This is a genomic window from Pseudophaeobacter profundi (genome assembly GCF_029697505.1).
Lineage (GTDB): Bacteria > Pseudomonadota > Alphaproteobacteria > Rhodobacterales > Rhodobacteraceae > Pseudophaeobacter > Pseudophaeobacter profundi.
The window spans coordinates 86,891-106,296 of the sequence record NZ_JARJEF010000007.1 but is presented as its reverse complement, the minus strand read 5'-3'; the positions used below and the strand labels follow the sequence as shown (position 1 = coordinate 106,296).

At 58.8% G+C, this 19,406-nt stretch carries 21 protein-coding genes; 15 read left to right on the top strand and 6 right to left on the bottom strand.

Annotation, left to right across the window (positions count from 1 at the left end):
* Positions 1–272: 272 nt before the first annotated feature.
* Together mdh and P2081_RS12620 are read right to left on the bottom strand one after the other, a co-directional pair.
* On the bottom strand, positions 273–1,235 hold the full coding sequence (mdh, locus tag P2081_RS12625; protein WP_278923229.1) for a malate dehydrogenase: 963 nt from the start codon (positions 1,233–1,235) through the stop codon (positions 273–275).
* A 376-nt stretch (positions 1,236–1,611) separates the two neighbouring features.
* Positions 1,612–1,929, bottom strand: a complete 318-nt coding sequence (locus P2081_RS12620) for a hypothetical protein (RefSeq protein ID WP_278923228.1) — start codon at positions 1,927–1,929, stop codon at positions 1,612–1,614.
* A gap of 453 nt (positions 1,930–2,382) precedes the next feature.
* Here P2081_RS12620 and P2081_RS12615 point away from each other — a divergent pair, with 453 nt between their 5' ends.
* The 13 genes from P2081_RS12615 (at position 2,383) to P2081_RS12555 (ending at position 12,516) form a co-directional block, all read left to right on the top strand.
* Positions 2,383–3,237, top strand: coding sequence for an HpcH/HpaI aldolase/citrate lyase family protein (locus P2081_RS12615; RefSeq protein WP_278923227.1), 855 nt, complete (start codon positions 2,383–2,385; stop codon positions 3,235–3,237).
* 35 nt (positions 3,238–3,272) lie between these two features.
* Positions 3,273–3,824: an NnrU family protein gene (locus P2081_RS12610; RefSeq protein ID WP_278923226.1), complete on the top strand. Its 552-nt coding sequence runs from the start codon at positions 3,273–3,275 to the stop codon at positions 3,822–3,824.
* Positions 3,825–3,827: 3 nt separating this feature from the next.
* On the top strand, positions 3,828–4,031 hold the full coding sequence (locus P2081_RS12605; protein WP_278923225.1) for a DUF1737 domain-containing protein: 204 nt from the start codon (positions 3,828–3,830) through the stop codon (positions 4,029–4,031).
* Positions 4,031–5,077: a MaoC family dehydratase gene (locus tag P2081_RS12600; RefSeq protein WP_278923224.1), complete on the top strand. Its 1,047-nt coding sequence runs from the start codon at positions 4,031–4,033 to the stop codon at positions 5,075–5,077. The genes P2081_RS12605 and P2081_RS12600 overlap by 1 nt, the downstream gene beginning before the upstream one ends.
* 75 nt (positions 5,078–5,152) lie before the next feature.
* Positions 5,153–5,962 carry a DUF1194 domain-containing protein gene (locus P2081_RS12595; protein WP_278923223.1) on the top strand — a complete coding sequence of 270 codons (810 nt, stop codon included), beginning with the start codon at positions 5,153–5,155 and terminating at the stop codon, positions 5,960–5,962.
* A gap of 161 nt (positions 5,963–6,123) precedes the next feature.
* Positions 6,124–6,507, top strand: coding sequence for a succinate dehydrogenase, cytochrome b556 subunit (gene sdhC / locus P2081_RS12590; RefSeq protein ID WP_278923222.1), 384 nt, complete (start codon positions 6,124–6,126; stop codon positions 6,505–6,507).
* Between the two features lie 10 nt (positions 6,508–6,517).
* Positions 6,518–6,889, top strand: coding sequence for a succinate dehydrogenase, hydrophobic membrane anchor protein (gene sdhD, locus P2081_RS12585; RefSeq protein WP_278923221.1), 372 nt, complete (start codon positions 6,518–6,520; stop codon positions 6,887–6,889).
* Between the two features lie 12 nt (positions 6,890–6,901).
* On the top strand, positions 6,902–8,707 hold the full coding sequence (sdhA, locus tag P2081_RS12580; RefSeq protein ID WP_278923220.1) for a succinate dehydrogenase flavoprotein subunit: 1,806 nt from the start codon (positions 6,902–6,904) through the stop codon (positions 8,705–8,707).
* A gap of 1 nt (position 8,708) precedes the next feature.
* Complete coding sequence (locus tag P2081_RS12575) at positions 8,709–8,936, top strand: hypothetical protein (RefSeq protein ID WP_278923219.1); 228 nt, start codon at positions 8,709–8,711, stop codon at positions 8,934–8,936.
* A 63-nt stretch (positions 8,937–8,999) separates the two neighbouring features.
* Positions 9,000–9,884: a hypothetical protein gene (locus P2081_RS12570; RefSeq protein ID WP_278923218.1), complete on the top strand. Its 885-nt coding sequence runs from the start codon at positions 9,000–9,002 to the stop codon at positions 9,882–9,884.
* A gap of 156 nt (positions 9,885–10,040) precedes the next feature.
* Positions 10,041–10,820 carry a succinate dehydrogenase iron-sulfur subunit gene (locus P2081_RS12565; protein ID WP_278923217.1) on the top strand — a complete coding sequence of 260 codons (780 nt, stop codon included), beginning with the start codon at positions 10,041–10,043 and terminating at the stop codon, positions 10,818–10,820.
* A 199-nt stretch (positions 10,821–11,019) separates the two neighbouring features.
* A complete protein-coding gene (locus tag P2081_RS12560; RefSeq protein WP_278923216.1) occupies positions 11,020–11,184 on the top strand; it encodes a hypothetical protein in 165 nt (54 codons plus the stop codon).
* Positions 11,185–11,658: 474 nt separating this feature from the next.
* Positions 11,659–12,516, top strand: coding sequence for an urea carboxylase-associated family protein (locus tag P2081_RS12555; RefSeq protein WP_278923215.1), 858 nt, complete (start codon positions 11,659–11,661; stop codon positions 12,514–12,516).
* A gap of 93 nt (positions 12,517–12,609) precedes the next feature.
* Here P2081_RS12555 and deoD read toward each other — a convergent pair whose 3' ends face one another.
* The 4 genes from deoD to P2081_RS12535 form a co-directional block, all read right to left on the bottom strand.
* On the bottom strand, positions 12,610–13,314 hold the full coding sequence (gene deoD / locus P2081_RS12550) for a purine-nucleoside phosphorylase (protein ID WP_278923214.1): 705 nt from the start codon (positions 13,312–13,314) through the stop codon (positions 12,610–12,612).
* A 19-nt stretch (positions 13,315–13,333) separates the two neighbouring features.
* A complete protein-coding gene (locus tag P2081_RS12545) occupies positions 13,334–13,651 on the bottom strand; it encodes an H-NS histone family protein (protein WP_278923213.1) in 318 nt (105 codons plus the stop codon).
* Between the two features lie 123 nt (positions 13,652–13,774).
* The gene (locus tag P2081_RS12540) at positions 13,775–15,748 is read right to left on the bottom strand and encodes a methylmalonyl-CoA mutase family protein (protein ID WP_438826536.1); all 1,974 of its coding nucleotides are present in this window, start codon (positions 15,746–15,748) and stop codon (positions 13,775–13,777) included.
* Between the two features lie 189 nt (positions 15,749–15,937).
* Positions 15,938–16,234, bottom strand: coding sequence for a hypothetical protein (locus P2081_RS12535; RefSeq protein WP_278923212.1), 297 nt, complete (start codon positions 16,232–16,234; stop codon positions 15,938–15,940).
* Here P2081_RS12535 and P2081_RS12530 point away from each other — a divergent pair.
* The gene (locus P2081_RS12530; protein ID WP_278923211.1) at positions 16,233–17,723 is read left to right on the top strand and encodes a 1-acyl-sn-glycerol-3-phosphate acyltransferase; all 1,491 of its coding nucleotides are present in this window, start codon (positions 16,233–16,235) and stop codon (positions 17,721–17,723) included. The two genes, P2081_RS12535 and P2081_RS12530, sit on opposite strands and share 2 nt — an antisense overlap.
* Positions 17,724–17,834: 111 nt before the next feature.
* Positions 17,835–19,121 carry a crotonyl-CoA carboxylase/reductase gene (ccrA, locus tag P2081_RS12525; RefSeq protein ID WP_278923210.1) on the top strand — a complete coding sequence of 429 codons (1,287 nt, stop codon included), beginning with the start codon at positions 17,835–17,837 and terminating at the stop codon, positions 19,119–19,121.
* Positions 19,122–19,406: the final 285 nt, after the last annotated feature.

Genomic DNA, 19,406 nt, shown 5'->3' with positions numbered 1-19,406 from the left:
TCCAGCGTGTGATCACAAACATTCGATAGCTCAATTTGTTTGATTCGTGATGATTGGAAAAAGGCGACAAAGTGCCATATCGGCAAATGCCGTGCGACACTGGCTGGCGGCGGTCCCTGCGGTCCCATCGAGGTCCGCAGGTTTGCCTGGGGCAGATCGTAGGTAATGGTGAAACAGGCGGCACGAAAAAATGCACGCCCCAGGTCGGAGCGTGCATCGGGATCTTGTTGCGCTGACCTGTCTGGTGGAACAGATCAGCCCTGTTGTTCGACTTAGGCGAGCGAGCCGTCGATGCCTTTGCAGGCGTCAACCAGGCCTTGAACCGCTTTGACCGAAGTGTCGAACATTTCTTGCTCGCTTTTGTTGAGCTTGATGTTGACGACGCGTTCGATACCGCCGGCACCGATCACAGTAGGCACGCCGACATACATGTCCTTGACGCCAAGGTCGCCGTCACAATAGGCGGCGCAGGGCAGAACGCGCTTTTGGTCTTTCAGGTAGGCTTCGGCCATTTCAATTGCCGAGGCAGCAGGCGCATAGAAGGCAGAGCCGGTTTTCAGCAGGCCAACGATTTCGGCGCCGCCATCACGGGTGCGCTGAACCATTGCGTCCAGTTTTTCCTGGGTCGTCCAGCCCATGTCGATCAGATCAGGCAGGGGGATGCCGCCAACGGTGGAATAACGCACCGAAGGCACCATGGTGTCGCCGTGGCCGCCCAGCACAAAGGCGGTGACGTCGCGCATGGAAACGTTGAACTCTTCGGCCAGGAAGTGGCGGAAGCGTGCGGAATCCAGAACGCCGGCCATGCCGCAGACCTTGTTGGTGGGCAGGCCAGAGAATTTCTGCAGCGCCCAGACCATCGCGTCCAGCGGGTTGGTGATGCAGATGACGAATGCGTTTGGCGCGTGGGCTGCGATGCCTTCACCAACGGATTTCATCACTTTCAGGTTGATGCCCAGCAGGTCATCCCGGCTCATGCCGGGTTTGCGGGCCACACCAGCGGTGACGATGCAGACATCGGCACCCGCGATGGCGGAATAATCGCTGGAGCCAGACATGGCTGCGTCGATTTTCTCAACAGGGCCGGATTGGGCGATGTCGAGCGCTTTGCCTTGGGGAAGGCCGTCAGCGATGTCAAAAAGAACGACGTCGCCAAGCTCTTTGATGGCTGCGAGATGGGCGAGCGTGCCGCCGATGTTGCCTGCGCCGATAAGCGCGATCTTGGGTCTGGCCATGGGGATTTCTCTCCGGTCCGGTTGAAATTTGGGGGATGCCTACGCCCTCAGGCGCGCTCGCGCAAGGCTTCTGCGCTGCGGCATGGCGCGCGCGCGGGGCAGTGCTGGGGTGGAACGGGGGCTGAAAGGCTTGCAAATAAGGCGGTTTTGCGGATTGGCGTTACAGCATCGGGCAGGAATGTTTTTCGCATTTCCCTGCCAGAGTGTCGCTTTTGCGAGGATTTTGGGGGCCTGACCGCAGGCATGGCGCAGGCAGCTGCTGTCGTGGCGTAAGAACGCAAAGCGCCCACCCTGTGACAGGCAGGCGCCGTTTCTGCGCGAATGGCAGGCCAGAGGTCGGCGTCTCTGGCCTTGTCGGGGCGAACGTGGCGCGGTGTCAGGCGTCGTTGTCAACCGTTGGGATAGCTTCTGCCAGGGCCTCAAAGGACTGGCCTGACGCCATCAGGCAGGTCATGCCGGTTGGCAGGGTGACGGTGATTGTCCAGCTGCCGCTTTCGGCCGAGGCAAAGGTTTCCATGACCATGCCCTGCTGACCAATACCGATGGCCTGACGGCTTTCGCCATATTTTTCTGCCAGGCGTTCAACAACAACCTTGCGGGGGGCACAGTTGCGGCTCTGGGCGGCAACGGGGGCGGCGGTCATCAGGCCAAAGGTAAAGCCCAGCACGGACAGGCCAAGTACAGTTTTCAACATCGTCTTCTCCTTGGGTTTTACCCTATGCGGAATGCCCGAGCCGAGAGAGAGGGGTCACTTGACCTCTCTGCGTACCCATCAGATCTGGGGCCGTTTTCCATTGACGTAATCGTTATGCGGGCCTTTGGCCCAGTCTCTACTAAAGCGGGCTTTCTGCCCACGCGGGGGATGATCTTGGAGTGGCTCTGGCCTTTGAAAATAAGGTTTTGAACCGGATGAGATCCCCGACCTGAAGGTCGTTGCGATAAGAAAAGTTTGCCAAGGACATTTTGAGAAATGGTTAATCCGCCGTGCCAGTCCTGTCGAAGACTAAGGGGTAAAATTTTATTGTTACGCGCAGGCGTGTTACCTAGCGGCATTTGCGCTTTTTCTGCAATGCGGCGTGATCGCACTTGAAAGTAATGATCCGAATCTATAGCCGTTTGCGCAACAAAATAACCTGGAGATTTTCTGATGGACCCGCGCATTCGCCCTTATCGTTCGGTACTCTACATTCCCGGTTCCAAGCCGCGCGCACTGGAAAAGGCCAAAACCTTGCCGGTGGATGCGGTGATCTTTGATCTTGAGGATGCAGTCTCGGTTGAGGAAAAGGACAATGCGCGCGACACGCTGAGTGCGGCGCTGCGGGAAGGCGGCTATGGCGCCCGGATGAAGATCGTGCGGATCAACGGGTTTGACACGCCCTGGGGCGAGGCTGACGCCCGCGCCGCTGCCGCGATGGACTGCGATGCGGTCCTGCTGCCCAAGGTCTCTAGCCCGGCGGATCTGGATGCGTTGGCGGCGCTGACCGGGGATAAACCGCTTTGGGCCATGATGGAGACGCCGCGCGGCATGTTGAACGCCGCCGCGATCGCCGCCCACCCAAAATTGCAGGGCATGGTCATGGGAACCAATGATCTGGCCAAAGAGCTGCAGACCCGGTTCCGCCCTGATCGCTTGCCGATGATGGCGGGGCTTGGCCTGTGCCTGCTGGCGGCCAAGGCCGAGGGGCTGGTGATTGTCGATGGCGTCTACAATGCATTCAAGGACAACGACGGCCTGTTTGCCGAATGTACCCAGGGGCGCGATATGGGCTTTGATGGCAAGACACTGATCCACCCGGCCCAGGTTGACGTTGCCAATGATGCCTTTGCCCCCAGTGCGGATGAAATTGATCTGGCCCGCCGCCAAATCGAAGCCTTCGACGCGGTCGAGGCCTCGGGGCAGGGGGTCGCGGTGGTTGACGGTAAGATCGTCGAAAATCTGCATGTTGCGACGGCACGAGAAATTCTTGCAAAAGCGGATGCAATCGCTGCGTTTTCCGCCTAGGTGTTAACCAAGTTAACATCTATTAGGAGACTGACATGACACTTCTGGTCCTAGGCATCCTGCTGTGGTGGGCGGCGCATCTGTTCAAGCGCCTGGCCCCCGGCATCCGTGAACCAATGGGCAACAAGGGCAAGGGTCTTGTCGCCGTTGCTCTGGTGATCAGCATTGTGCTGATGGTTCTGGGCTATCGTTCCGCCGAGAGCTACGATCTGGCGCTGTTCCCGCCGTTTTTGCAGCATATCAACAATCTGCTGATGCTGATTGCGCTGTATTTTACCAGCCCTGGCCCCAGCAAGGGCGCGATCTTCTACAAGATGCGTCACCCTATGCTGACCGGCTTTGCGCTCTGGGCGGTTGCCCACCTGCTGGTAAACTGGGATCCGGCGTCCTTTGTGCTGTTTGGTGGCCTGCTGGCCTGGGCGCTGGCTGAAATGGTTGTGATCAACCGGGCAGAACCCAACTGGACCCCCAATCCCAAAGGCAGCATTGCCAAGGATGCGATGTTCTTGGTGGCCTCTGTCGTGCTGCTGGCGGTGATAGGCTATGTGCACGGGATGGTCGGCCCCTCCCCCTTTCCGGGGGGCTGAGATATGAAACTCTACCGTTTTTTGAGTGAAGACGACACCTCTGCCTTTTGTCACAAAGTGACCGATGCGCTGAACAAGGGCTGGGCGCTCTATGGCAGCCCCACCCAGACCTTTGACCCTGTCAAAGGCATCATGCGCTGCGGTCAGTCAGTGGTGAAAGAGGTGGACGGCACCTACACCCCCGAGACAAAACTGGGAGAACACTGATGACCAAGACCAGAGCGGCAAAAACAAATCCGGGCCGATTTTTTGAAGACTATGCCTTGGGCGATGTGATCGCCCATGCGGTGCCGCGCACCGTCTCGGGCGGAGAACGGGCGCTGTATCACGCGCTCTATCCGGCGCGCCATGCGCTATATTCTTCTGATGAATTTGCCCGCCGCTCTGGTCTGCCCAAGGCACCACTGGACGATCTGGCGGCCTTTCACATCGTCTTTGGCAAGACGGTACCTGATATTTCGCTGAACGCGGTGGCCAATCTGGGCTACGCCGAGGGGCGCTGGCTGTTGCCGGTTTACGAGGGCGACACCCTGCGCGCGACAAGTGAGGTGATCGGCGTCAAGCAGAACTCAAACGGCAAATCCGGCGTTGTCTATGTGCGCACGCGTGGCCTGAACCAGCGCGACGAGGTGGTGATGGAATATGTGCGCTGGGTGATGGTGCGCAAACACAACCTCGACGCGCCCGCGCCGGACACGGTGATCCCGGATCTGGCCAAGGTCATTCCTGCCGATCAACTGGTATTGCCTGCGGGACTGGACTTCACCGGTTACGATTATACCCAGGCGGGCGAAGCCCACCGCTGGGGCGACTATGAAGTGGGCGAGACCATCAACCACGTGGATGGTGTCACCATTGAAGAGGCCGAGCATATGCTGGCTACCCGCCTGTGGCAGAACACTGCTAAGGTACATTTCGACACCACGGCGCGGCCCGATGGCACCCGGCTGATCTATGGCGGGCATGTAATTTCCATGGCGCGGGCCCTGTCCTTCAATGGGCTGGCCAATGCGCAGATGATCGTGGGGCTGAATGGCGGTGCCCATGCCAATCCCTGCCTGTCCGGCACCACCATCCGGGCCTGGTCCGAGGTGCTGGACAAGGCCGATACCGATGCCCCCGGCGTTGGCGCCATTCGCTTGCGGCTGGTCGCCACCTCGGGCGGTGATCCCTTTGTGCTGAAGGGCAATGATGGCAAATACCTGCCCGAGGTGCTGCTGGATCTGGATTACTGGGCCTTGATGCCGAAATAACGGCTATCTTCAAAACGCTGTGTCCTGCCCGCTGCGGGGATGACGCAGCGGGCAGGACATCCTAGGCTTGCTGGCATGAGGATCACTGCCCATCTGTTGTCAGCCCGCCTGTTTCTGGCGGTGGCGGCGTTGCTGCCGTTACCGGCGCAGGCCTGCGATTTGGCGCTGGTGCTGGCTGTGGATGTGTCCGGCTCGGTGGATGCCACTGAATATCGCATCCAGATGGATGGTCTTGCGGCTGGGCTGCGCGACGGCGTGGTGTCCGAGGCGCTGGTGATCGCCAAAGCGCAGGTGAGCCTGATCCAGTGGTCCGGGCGGGCGCGGCAGGAAGTTTCTATTCCCTGGACCACGATTGGCAGTTTTGACGATGTCGAAGCCCTGGCCCAGGCGATTGAGGCGGCACCGCGCCCCTGGCGCAACTTTTCCACCGCGTTGGGCGAGGCGCTGTTGTTGGGGCTGAACCAGTTTTCCCAGGCACCGGATTGCAGCCGACGGGTGATTGACCTGTCTGGCGATGGGCCGTCAAACGAGGGGGTGGAACCGGCAACCCTGAAGCCGATGTTGCGCGCGGCGGGGATCACCGTCAACGCCATCGCAATCGAGCAAAGCGCGCCGGACCTGACCGCATATTTCTACGAACATGTAATCCGGGGCGAGGGAGCCTTTGTCGAAACAGCGCACCGATTTGCCGATTATCCGGACAAAATCCGCCGCAAGCTGGTACGTGAAATCGCGCGCAAAACAGCCGGGCACCAACGCGGTATGTCGCCTGCGTCGGAACCCGCGTCAGGCGGCACGCAGGGATCGGCGCAGGGGGCTGAGAATTGGCCAACTGAGGTGGGTTTGCAGAAAATCGCACAAAGGGGGGCTGATTCTGCAAAATAATTTTAGTAAGACAGTTTTGTGATCACTGGGCAGCAGCCTGTGATCACGAAATGCGTTTTTTTGCAAATCTGGTCAAATTACCGCAGAAATTTACCCGCTGTTTGCGTGACAGGACGTAAAAAACCGCTAAAACGGCTTCAGCTAACTGGAAAGGAGCCAACATGGCCGATGTAAATCGGGGCAATCGCCCGCTTTCGCCACATTTGTCGATCTATCGCCCGCAGATGACCTCTATGTCCTCGATCCTCACCCGGATCACGGGCAATGCGCTTATCATCTCTGTGATGTTGATTGTCTGGTGGCTCCTCGCGGCGGCGACCTCGCCTGCCTACTTTGCCACTGCCAACGGGGTGATGACCTCTTGGTTTGGCGATATCGTGCTGGTGCTGTCGACACTGGGCGTCTGGTATCACTTTCTTGCCGGTCTGCGTCATCTCTATTTTGATGCCGGTCACGGGCTGGACATCGAGACCGCCGAAAAACTGGGTTGGGGCATGATGATCGGTTCCGTCATCCTCACCATTATTACCGTGCTTGTGGTTTAAGGAGGCAAACATGCGTTATTTGACCGCTCGTAAACGCGCCGAGGGCAAAGGGGCCGCTGGCACCGGAACCCAGCATCACTGGTACATGCAGGTAAGCGCCGTGGCGCTGGCCTTTTTGGTCCCCACCTTTCTCTATGTCGTTGGCTCTGCCATTGGTGGCACGCAGGAAGAGGTGCTGGCGACATTTGCGCGGCCCTTTCCAGCCATTCTGACGGGGCTCACGCTTTATGCTGGTGTGATGCACTTTAACAAGGGCGCGCAGATGATGATCGAAGACTATGCGCAGGGCTCTATGCGCAAGGCGCTGATCATGTTTGTGATCGGCCTGAGCTATGCCACAATCGCCACCGGGCTGTTCGCCCTGGGCAAGATCGCGCTGTAAGGGACAATAAATATGGCTGCATACGAATACGAGACGCATGACTATGACGTCGTGGTCGTGGGTGCCGGCGGGGCCGGTCTGCGCGCAACGCTTGGCATGGCGGAACAGGGGCTGCGCACCGCCTGTGTGACCAAGGTTTTCCCAACCCGGTCCCATACGGTTGCGGCACAGGGCGGCATTGCTGCCTCGCTGTCGAACATGGGTCCTGACAACTGGCAGTGGCACATGTATGACACCGTCAAGGGCTCTGACTGGCTGGGCGACACGGATGCGATGGAATACCTCGCCCGTGAAGCGCCCAAGGCGGTGTATGAACTGGAGCATTACGGCGTGCCGTTCTCGCGCACCGAAGAAGGCAAGATCTATCAGCGCCCCTTTGGTGGCCATACCACCGAATTTGGCGAAGGCCCCCCGGTGCAGCGGACCTGTGCCGCCGCCGACCGCACCGGCCACGCCATTTTGCACACGCTTTATGGTCAGTCGCTGAAGAACAACGCTGAATTCTACATCGAATATTTTGCCATCGACCTGATCATGTCGGATGAGGGCGAATGCCAGGGTGTTGTCTGCTGGAAGCTGGACGATGGCACCATGCATGTCTTCAACGCCAAGATGGTTGTGCTGGCCACTGGCGGCTATGGCCGTGCCTTCTTCTCGGCCACTTCGGCCCATACCTGCACCGGTGACGGTGGCGGTATGGTGGCGCGGGCCGGTCTGGCGCTGCAGGATATGGAATTTGTCCAGTTCCACCCCACCGGCATCTACGGCTCTGGCTGTCTGATCACCGAGGGTGCGCGCGGCGAAGGCGGCTATCTGACCAACTCTGAAGGCGAACGGTTCATGGAGCGCTACGCGCCCCAGTACAAAGACCTGGCCCCACGCGATTACGTGTCACGTTCGATGACCATGGAAATTCGCGAAGGCCGCGGCGTCGGCGAACATGGTGATCACATTCACCTGAACCTCAGCCACCTGCCACCCGAGGCCCTGGCCGAACGCCTGCCGGGTATTTCGGAAAGCGCCAAGATCTTTGCCGGTGTTGACGTCACCAAGGAACCGATCCCGGTTCTGCCAACGGTGCATTACAACATGGGCGGCATTCCGACCAACTACTGGGGTGAAGTGCTGAACCCAACCGCCGACAATCCAACCGCCGTTGTGCCTGGCCTGATGGCCGTGGGCGAAGCAGGCTGTGCCTCGGTGCATGGCGCCAACCGTCTGGGCTCCAACTCGCTGATCGACCTTGTTGTCTTTGGTCGGGCTGCTGCTATCCGGGCCGGTAAAACCGTTGACGCGGAAGCGCCAAATCCGACGCTGAACCAGGCCTCGGTCGATAAGGCCTTTGATCGCTTTGATGGGCTGCGCAACGCCAATGGCGGCATTGCCACTGCGGATCTGCGTCTGGAAATGCAGCGCACCATGCAGTCCGATGCGGCAGTGTTCCGCACAGATAAGTCGCTGAAAGAAGGCGTCGAGAAGATGACCGTGATCGCGGGCAAGATGGATGACCTCAAAGTCACCGACCGCTCGCTGGTCTGGAACTCGGATCTGATGGAAACGCTGGAACTGGCAAACCTGATGCCTAACGCCCTGGCGACGATCCATGGTGCCGAAGCCCGCCGCGAAAGCCGTGGTGCCCACGCGCATGAAGACTACAGCACGCGGGATGATGAAAACTGGCGCGTGCATACGGTCAGCCGGGTTGAGGGTGAAAAGGTTGACCTGACCTATCGCCCGGTGATCCTGGATCGGCTTACCACCGAAGACGAAGGTGGTATCAGCCTGGCCAAGATCGCGCCCAAAGCGCGGACTTTCTGATATGGCAGGGCACCGGGATATCAAACTACTGGCACTGGGCCTTGCGGCCCTGCTGCTGTCGGCCTGTGCCGAGTCTGAGGTCTCTTCGGTGCCCCTGCCATCAGATTATGCGTTGATGCCTGGGGATGCGACCCTGTGGGAAACCCTCACCCTGGATGAACAGCGGCGTGCATTGGCTTACCTCTCGGATGGGTCAACCATCCGTTCCTCTTTGGTAGAGGGGTACTGAGTTGGGCTGCGTGATGCAAAGCACGGGGGGCGTTGCCTCTTTCGGGCGGGAAGGGGGCTGTTGATGGCCATCTCTCACGCGCAGGCTTTGCCACAGGAATGGCAGGCGCTGGGGTTCACCCCAGGGCTGAGCCTGCGGGTCTTTGGCATGCGGCGGTCGGGTAATCACGCCATCCTGTCCTGGCTGCAGCGCAATGCGCCAAATCGGCGTTCGGTGTTTCTGAACAACTGCAAACCTGGCACTGACCCGTTGCAAAACTCGCGCGGGGTTGCGGTGAATGGTGCCCATGCGCCGCAGCACAAGGCCAATCGTAACATGGCCTCGGTCACGCAGGATGCTGGCGATGGCGCACTGTTCCTGGTCTCGTATGAGGACACCAGCCCGGCTGAATTTGATATCAACCGGCAGGCGTCTGGCCGTTTTGATGAGGCCCTGTTTAGCCATAATGTGCTGATCTATCGTAGCTTTCTGAATTGGTCCGCCTCTTTGCTGAAAAAGATGCAGGCCAATGACGGCTACACTCTGGTGCGTCGCAACGGCATCGTGTTGCGCACCATCGACAGCTATATTCGGCTGTTGGGACTGGTCCGGCAGGCACAGGATCTGGGGCTGGTGGCGATCTGCTATGATCGCTGGATGCGCAGTGCAGACTACCGGGCGCAGTTCCTGCAGGACCTGGGCCTGGGGCAGCATGACAACAGTCTGGGCGAGGTGCAGCACTACGGTGGCGGCTCGTCGTTTCAAAAACAAGCCAGTTCGGCGGCTGAGTTGCAGACTGATCGGCGCTGGCAGCAGATGCGCAGCGATGCGGAATTTCAGGCCATGCTGCATATGGCCGCCCGCGATGCGGCCCTGCTAGAGGAACTGGAGGCGCTGTTCCCCGAGGATGCCGCCTATCTCAAAAACGTCGCCCAGCACCAGCCATTGCCGCAGGGGGAGGGCCTATGATTGCCTGCCTCTGCGTCTCGCGCCAAACATCTGTTGCGGCTGCGGCACTATTTAAGTTTCGGAGGGGCCTCTGGGCTCAGCCGGTCCATCTGATCTCCTGTCAGCCTGGGGCCCTGGCCCTTGGTGTGGCAGGCAGCTAAGCAAGGAGAACGATCTATGGTCGAATTCGCACTTCCGAAAAATTCCAAGATCACCACGGGGAAGACGTGGCCCAAGCCCGACGGCGCGACCAATGTGCGCAAGTTCAAGATCTATCGCTGGAACCCGGACGACGGCAAGAACCCGCAGGTGGATACCTATTTCCTGGATATGGACAAATGTGGTCCGATGATCCTGGACGCGCTGATCAAGATCAAGAACGAGATTGATCCAACCCTGACCTTCCGCCGCTCCTGCCGCGAAGGCATCTGTGGTTCCTGCGCGATGAACGTCGATGGTATCAACACGCTGGCCTGTATCTACGGGCTGGATGAGGTCAAGGGCGACGTGAAAATCTACCCGCTGCCGCATATGCCGGTGGTCAAGGATCTGATCCCGGATCTGACGCATTTCTATGCTCAGCATGCGTCCATCATGCCCTGGCTGGAAACCAAAACCAATGCACCCGCCAAGGAATGGCGTCAGTCGATCGAGGACCGTAAGAAGCTCGACGGGCTGTATGAATGCGTGATGTGCGCCAGCTGCTCGACCTCTTGCCCCAGCTACTGGTGGAACGGCGACAAATACCTTGGGCCAGCTGCGTTGCTGCATGCCTATCGCTGGATCATCGACAGCCGTGATGAGGCCACGCCAGAGCGTCTGGACCAGCTGGAAGACCCTTTCAAGCTGTATCGCTGCCATACCATCATGAACTGCACCAAGACCTGCCCCAAGGGGCTGAACCCAGCCGCAGCAATTGCCCATATCAAGCATATGATGGTTGATCGCGCCGTTTGATCCGGTGCCATGGAGCTGCCTTTATAGGTTTTGAAATCAGCCCCCGGACAGCCCGCCTGTCCGGGGGTTTTGTGTTCATTGCGGCCAGATCGGCCCTGCAAACAGTGCATGGCGTGTTTGCAAGATTGGCCGGTGCAGCGCCTGCTGTCTGGGCGTATAGTGACCGCAGGGAGAGGTTTAACAACTCAGGACCGAGATGATGAAGACCGTAGACTACCTGCCAGAGATCCGCGAAACCGCCAAAGCCCGCGCCCTGCTGGACGCCTTGGATCAGGCCTGGGCCTATTACACGCCAGAGCCGCTGCCCGAGGCAAAGACTGATCAGCCCGCCAATGGTTTTGTGCCCTATTACGACGCTGCCTGATTGCAGGTAGACACTGTTTCAAAACCCTCGCGTCCTCCCTCGGTGCGGGGGTTTTTGTTTGAGCAAACTGCCTGGGCGCGCTATGGGGCGCTATGCCTATTTTGATCCTGCTTCTGATAACCGGCGTGTTTTGCTACTTTATCTATCGCCGCATGACCACCAGCCTTACGCGGGCCTGCCGTTGGCGGCAACAGCGCAGCAAGGGGCAGTGGGTATGTGGCCATTGCGGTGCCGTTCAGCCCGGTCTTGATACCCCGCGTCACTGCCGCCGTGCGCGCGATTAAGGCCTGTTGCGCAAAAGGCGGCACCGGTTTTGCACCCCTGGAATACGCAGGGTGAATACGCTCTGGCGCTCGGCGAGATCATTTTCCAGTCGCAATCGTGGTGTCAAAATGCTGTGGACCTGCCTTATCCGGCTTGCAGTGCGCACCGGAACAGGGCCAAGTTGTGGGCAAACAGAGAAGAGGTTTCCCCATGGCTGATACTTCCCGACAGGGCCCCGCCGATGCGGCGGCGCGCCGCGCCGTCAAGCCGGTGATTTGCTATCCAAATGACAGCCTGCCGCAGCCAGATTTGGCGCTGTATCGGCAGGCGCGGGCGGGCGCGGCAAAGGTGGCCGAGGTGCTGGTTCCCCCGCGTGATGCGGCGTGTTTCGAGGTCCCGGCAGGCCAGTTCTTTCGCATCTCTTCGGTAGAGGGGGCGCAGGTTGGCGATTTGAACCTGTGGAACAGTGCCGACCTCGCAGAGCGGTTTTATTCTGGCAAGACCCGGGCGCTGCATGGCACCCATCTCACCACCGGAGAGCGGATGTGGACCAGCCTGCCCAATCTTCGCCCGATGGCCACCATCGTTGAGGACACGCTGGGCTGGTATGGCATCGATGCCTATGGCGGCTCGGTGCATGATGTCATTGGCACCCGCTGTGATCCCTATACCGGCAATCTATTGGCGGGCAGCCAGTACCATCACTGTTGCCATTCGAACCTGACCCGCGCCCTGGCCGATCATACAGGCCTAAGCCTGGCTGAGGCAGAACCCTATGTGCATGATGTGCTGAATGTTTTCATGTGCACCGGATTTACCCGTGACACCGGCCAGTACTTCATGAAGCAAAGCCCGGTGCGCCCCGGTGATTATCTTGAGTTCTTTGCCGAAATTCCGCTGCTGGGGGCGCTGAGCGCCTGCCCAGGCGGTGACTGCGCGGAGCAGCATTCCAGCGATACTGCCGCCTGTTACCCGCTGCTGGTAGAGGTCTTTGCGCCCCAGGGTGGCGCGCTGGATGGCTGGCAAAGCCCGGCGCGCAATGGCTATGATCAAAGCCACGGAAGGTAATTCAGGGCAATCTATGCAAAAGGCGGCCTTGAAGCGGGCCGCCTTTATTCTGTCCAATACTGGGCCCGCGTGGGGCGCCTCTGTCAAGGTCGGTTAGGCGAAGGCGGCTTCCAGCGCGATTTCGACCATATCGCCAAAACTGCGTTCGCGCTGATCGGCAGGCAGTGCTTCACCGGTGCCCAGGTGGTCGGAAACCGTTAGCACCGCCAAGGCGCGGCATTGATAGCGTGCCGCCAGCGTATAGAGTTCAGCCGCTTCCATCTCGACGCCAAGGATGCCGTGTCGGACCATTTGTTCGTTCAGGTCGGCGCGTTCATCATAAAAGGTATCAGACGAATAGATACCGCCCACATGGGTGCCGATACTGCGCGATTGCGCGGCCTGTGCCGCCGCGTGCAATAGCGACCAATCCGCCACTGGCGCAAAATTCAATTCCTTGAAAATACTCTGCGAAGGGGATCCAACGGTGGTGGCAGTCATTGCCAGAATGACATCGCGCAGTTTCACCTGCGGCTGCATGCCACCACAGGATCCAATACGAATAAGCGTTTTGGCCCCAAAATCGCGGATCAATTCATTAGCATAAATGGAAAGAGAGGGCATTCCCATGCCACTCCCTTGGATTGTGACGCGATGGCCATTCCAACTGCCTGTGTAACCCAGCATTCCGCGGGTTTCATTTACCAGCTTGGCCTCTTGCAGAAAGGTCTCTGCGGCCCATTTGGCGCGATAGGGATCGCCCGGCATAAGAACCGTTTCAGCGATATCACCCTTTTGGGCGCCGATATGAATGGTCATTGTTTTCTCCAGTCCGGATTCAGATTTCCAGGTCGGAGATATCCATACCAGAGGAGATAGCGGAATGCACCCAATGAGGTTTACGACCCCGGCCGCTCCAGGTTTCGTCTGGGTTGTGCGGGTTGCGATATTTTGCAGCGGCTTTTTGCTTCTTGCCACTGGCCCGATTGGGGCCGGTGATTTCATCAAGTGAAAAACCATACTTGGCTGCCGCGTCTTCGGCTGCCTTAATGGCTTCTTTTCGCTCGCGTTGCTCTGCGTCTTTCAGGGCAGAATCAATGCCCTTTCTAAGCTCAAGCAATTCTTTGCGAGACATTTTTGAAAGGTCAGGGCTCATTTTGATACTCCAGATTGGCACGCCAGACATATTTCTTTGTCCGGCACTCTTTAATGCTAAGCATAACTGCAATTGCCAGAGTAATATTCAAATAAATTAGCCGTATTTGCAAAAAGAGCAGAATTACGCCGTCTTTGAGGGGTGCGATAGTTCGACAATATCCGCCATGATTGTGTTCAGTTCAAAATCCTTGGGGGTGTAAACGCGCGATACGCCCATCTGGTTCAGCTTTTCGGCGTCATCGTCGGGGATGATGCCGCCAACCACGACGGGAATATGTCCAAGGTTTGCCTCGCGCATGCGCTGCATCAGTTCTTCCACCAGTGGCATGTGGCTGCCGGATAGGATCGACAGCCCGACCACATGGGCACCATCATCTTGGGCTTGGGCAACCAGCTCTTCAGGGGTCATGCGGATGCCATTATAGGTGATGTCCATGCCACAGTCGCGGGCGCGAAAGGCAATTTGCTCGGCGCCGTTGGAATGGCCGTCAAGACCGGGCTTGCCAACCACGAATTTCAACCTACGGCCGAGTTGATCCGACGCCGCGTTGACCGCCTCGCGGAGGTCATCCAGACCTTCGGTCTTGTTTGAAGGCGAGCCGGAAACCCCGGTGGGGCCGCGATAGGTGCCGTGAACCCGGCGCATTTCCTCTGCCCATTCGCCCGTGGTGACACCGGCCTTTGCCGCCGCAATCGACGCGGGCATGATATTGTCGCCTGCGCGCGCGGCAGCGCGCAGATCGGCGAGGGCGGTTGCAACGGCATCCGCGTCACGGGCCTGCCGCCAGGCGTTCAACCGCGTGATCTGTTCCTGTTCAACCGCAGGGTCCACCACCATGATGCCGCCGTCTTCAGTTTGCAGCGGCGATGGCTCACCTTCTGTCCAGCTGTTTACCCCAACCACCACGGTTTCATTGCGCTCGATCCGATTCAGCCGTTCGGCGTTGGAATCGACCAGCCGCGATTTCATATAGTCGATAGAAGCGACCGCCCCACCCATAGACTGTAGGTTGGCAAGCTCGGCACGGGCGTCGTCTTTCAGCGTCTGGACCTTTCTGTCGACGGCCGGGTTGCCTTCAAACAGGTCTTCATATTCCAGGAGGTCGGTTTCATAGGCCAGGATCTGCTGCATCCGCATCGACCATTGCTGATCCCAGGGGCGGGGCAGGCCCAGGGCTTCGTTCCAGGCGGGCAACTGCACGGCGCGGGCACGGGCCTTTTTCGACAGGGTCACCGCCAGCATTTCAATCAGGATGCGATAGACATTGTTTTCGGGCTGCTGTTCCGTCAGCCCCAGTGAATTCACCTGCACCCCATAACGGAAGCGGCGGAACTTGGGGTTTTCAACGCCATATCGATCCCGGCAGATTTCATCCCACAGATCGACAAAGGCGCGCATTTTGCACATCTCGGTAACAAAGCGGATGCCGGCATTCACAAAGAATGAAATCCGCCCAACCATGGCCGGGAAATCCTCTGGCGCGATCCGGGGCTGCAATTCATCCAGCACCGCCTGCGCTGTAGCCAGGGCAAAGGCCAGCTCCTGTTCTGGCGTCGCACCGGCCTCTTGCAGGTGATAGGAACAGACGTTCATCGGGTTCCACTTTGGCACATGCGTATAGCAGTATTCGGCCACATCCGCGATCATCTTGAGGCTGGGCGCAGGCGGGCAGATATAGGTGCCGCGGCTCAGATATTCCTTGATCAGATCGTTTTGCACCGTGCCTTGTAGCTTGGAAATATCTGCGCCCTGTTCTTCGGCGGCAGCAATATAGAGAGAGAGCAGCCAGGGCGCGGTGGCATTGATGGTCATTGAGGTATTCATCTGGTCGAGCGGTATCTGGTCAAACAGGCTGCGCATATCGCCCAGATGCCCAACGGGAACGCCCACCTTGCCCACTTCGCCACGGGCCAGAACATGGTCACTGTCGTATCCTGTCTGGGTCGGCAGATCGAAGGCGACCGACAGACCGGTCTGCCCTTTGGCCAGATTCGCCCGGTAGAGCGCATTCGAGGCCTCGGCAGTGGAGTGGCCAGCATAGGTTCGGATCAGCCAGGGGCGATCGGTTTTGCGGTCATTCTGCATCTGCGACATGGGGCGCCTCGCGGGTTTGCTTTGGTAATTATGTTTCGCTCAACAGATCTAAACTGCAATTTTCAACCCTTGTCAATTCGCTGCGTTGCGGCGAAATGGTCCCAAGCCCAAAAAAGCGCACCGCTGCGATAGGCAGGGGCGCGCTTTAGATCACATTGCAACGGGCACCAGCGGCGGCTGGTTGTGCGTTCAGCTGTAGGTATAGGTGCCGATCTTGCACACATTTATGTCCTTGGCGACCAGAACGTCGTCGTCATCAAAAACGGCCCGAAAGTCAAATTTGCAATAGTCGGTGCCATCGCCAAAACCGATGCGAACCGACTGGCCAGGGCGCAGTATATCGCGACCGAGAATGTCTTCTTCCCATGACTCTGTGCCCTTATTCGAGCCATAGAATCGCATAATTGTGTAATTGGTATCATTGGCTGTTGCGTCTTTGGGAGGCGGGCGTTTACCCCCGCTGTAATTGCTATAGGCTTGGTGCATGACGCGTAGTGTTGAACTCCCGCTTTGGCTATTGGTGCTGATCCTGCTTTTTGCGGCGGTCACCTTTGCCTCTCATTTTCTGTTTCCATCGGTCCGCTGGTTCTTTCGTCGTCGCTTTGAACGTGCGGTGACGCGGATCAACAGGCGGTTGCAACGACCAATCGAACCGTTCAAGCTGACCAGGCGTTACGATATGATCCAGCGGCTGATCTATGATCCCGAGGTGGCACAGGCCGTCGCGCGCCATGCCTCGGATCACGGCATTCCCGACAATGTGGCCTTTGAACAGGCGCGCCGATATGCCCGCGAAATTGTTCCCTCTTTTTCCGCTTTTGCCTATTTTGGCCTGGCCATCGGGGCTGCGCGCTGGCTGTCCAATGCGATTTACCGGGTGAGGCTGGGCTATCAGGATAAGGCGGCATTGCAGCAGCTGGATCCTGATGCGACGCTGATCTTTGTGATGAACCACCGTTCCAACATGGATTACGTGCTGGTGACCTATCTGGCGGCGCGGCGTTCGGCGCTGTCTTATGCGGTGGGGGAATGGGCACGGGTTTGGCCTCTGTCGCGGCTGATCCGGGCGATGGGGGCCTATTTTATCCGCCGCAAGTCGCGCGACGATCTGTATCGCCGGGTGCTTGCCACCTATATTCGCCTGGCGACCCAGGGCGGGGCGACGCAGGCGATATTTCCCGAAGGCGGGCTGAGCCTGGATGGTGCCCTGGCGCCGCCGCGACTGGGGCTGTTGAAGTATATTGTCGAGGCCGGGGCGCGGGACCCGCAGGGGCGGGATGTGGTCTTTGTGCCTGTGGCGCTGAACTATGATTGGGTGCTTGAAGATCGCATCCTAACGTCGGCTGCCCGCGCCGGAGAGCGCCGTTTCAAGGCTCGGATAGGGGTGGTCATGGCGCGGATCCTGCGTCAGTTCTGGCTGTGGGTTACCGGGCGCTACCACCGTTTTGGCCATGCGGCGGTGGTCTTTGGTCGCCCGCTGAGCCTGCGTGACTTTGCCAAGAGCACCCAGGCCGGGGACCCCAGTGATAATCCTGCGGCGGGACCGGCAGGGCCGCAGGCAGAGGAGGGCGGCCTCACCCCTTTGCTGGCGCAGGAGCTGTTGTCGCGCATTGGTGCAGCCGTGCCGGTGCTGCCGGTCCCGATGGCGGCCTGGCTGTTGCTGCGCCACGGTGCCATGAGCGCGGAGTTGCTGACACATCATATGAAACAACTGGAAAGTCAGATGGCGCCGGTCAGCGCACAGCATCACAGCCTGAGCCTGGATTCCGCCGGACAAGAGGCGATCCGCATTCTGCTGATGCGTGGCTTGGTGGTGCGCGAAAAGGGGCAGTTGGTGCCGGTACGGGCCAAACGCGAGTTGCTGGTCTACTATGCGAATTCTATCGCGCATCTGGTCCCCCAGGCGCCATTGGGCCTGGGAGAGGGCCGGGATGCTGCGAGTGCAAGGGGTGTTTCTGCATCCGCAAAGTCATAAAATTACAATATTGAGCCAAATGGGGTTGCAATGTTGCTTGGCAATTTTTATCCATCAGGTAGCAGCCGCGATTCTGCATCGCAGCAATGACCCTTGGAAATGGAGGCCACCATGGCTTTGGACACACAGACCGGACCGCTGTCTTACGAGGCTCCTGAGAAAGATCTTTATGAGCTCGGTGAAATGCCGCCCATGGGATATGTCCCCAAGTCGATGTACGCTTGGGCCATCCGCAAAGAGCGCCACGGCGAACCCGATAGCGCCATGTTGCAAGAGGTGGTGGAGGTGCCAGAGATCGACAGCCATGATGTGCTGGTTCTGGTGATGGCCGCTGGGGTTAACTACAATGGTGTCTGGGCCGCGCTGGGTAAGCCGATTTCTCCGTTTGATGGTCACAAGGCCCCCTATCACATTGCCGGATCGGATGCGGCGGGCATCGTCTGGGCGGTTGGTGACAAGGTCAAACGCTGGAAAGTCGGCGATGAGGTGGTGATCCACTGCAATCAGGACGATGGCGACGACGAAGAATGCAATGGTGGCGATCCGATGTATTCGCCCAGCCAACGGATTTGGGGCTATGAAACACCGGATGGGTCGTTTTCGCAGTTCACCCGCGTCCAGGCGCAGCAGCTGATGCCGCGGCCCAAGCATCTGACCTGGGAAGAAAGCGCCTGCTACACCCTGACGCTGGCAACTGCCTACCGGATGTTGTTCGGTCATGAACCCCATGATTTGAAGCCGGGCCAGAACGTGCTGGTCTGGGGCGCTTCGGGGGGGCTTGGTTCTTATGCGATCCAGTTGATCAATACGGCTGGTGCCAATGCCATCGGGGTGATTTCAGATGAAAGCAAGCGTGATTTCGTGATGGGGCTGGGCGCCAAGGGCGTGCTGAACCGCAAGGATTTCAAATGCTGGGGGCAAATGCCCACCGTGAACACCCCGGAATATGCCGCCTGGTTCAAAGAGGCGCGCAAATTTGGCGCCGCCATCTGGGACATCACAGGCAAGGGCAACAATGTCGATATGGTGTTTGAACACCCCGGCGAGGCGACTTTCCCGGTTTCGACCTTCGTGTGCAAAAAGGGCGGCATGGTGGTGATCTGCGCCGGGACGTCCGGCTTCAACCTGACCTTTGATGTCCGCTATATGTGGATGCATCAGAAACGCCTTCAGGGCTCGCACTTTGCCCATTTGAAACAGGCCGCTGCCGCCAACAAACTGATGGTTGAACGCCGGTTGGATCCTTGTATGTCCGAAGTCTTTGCCTGGGCTGATCTGCCTGGCGCACATATGAAGATGCTGCGGAATGAACATAAGCCCGGCAATATGTCGGTTCTGGTTCAGGCACCCAAGACCGGGCTGCGCACGTTGGAGGATGTGCTGGAGGTCGGCAAATAGGGCTGAAACCCTGGTTGGGCCTGTCCACGCGATAGATCTGGCCTGCCGCCAACATCTGGCCTGTGGTTGAAACCGGGCGCCGCCTTTCCTGCTATGCGGGGGAGTGCGGCGCCTTGGCATCGTTTAGAGGCAGGGCAGGTATAAAAACCAGCGGCCGCGCAGGATTCCGTTGACCTGGTCCCTTTTAGTGCAGCAAAAACGTCAGGAATGGGCGGCTTTTGCTTTGCCCTGGCATTTGGCGTGTGTTTCACCGCCCTGCCGTTTTCAAATGATGGGCATTTAGAC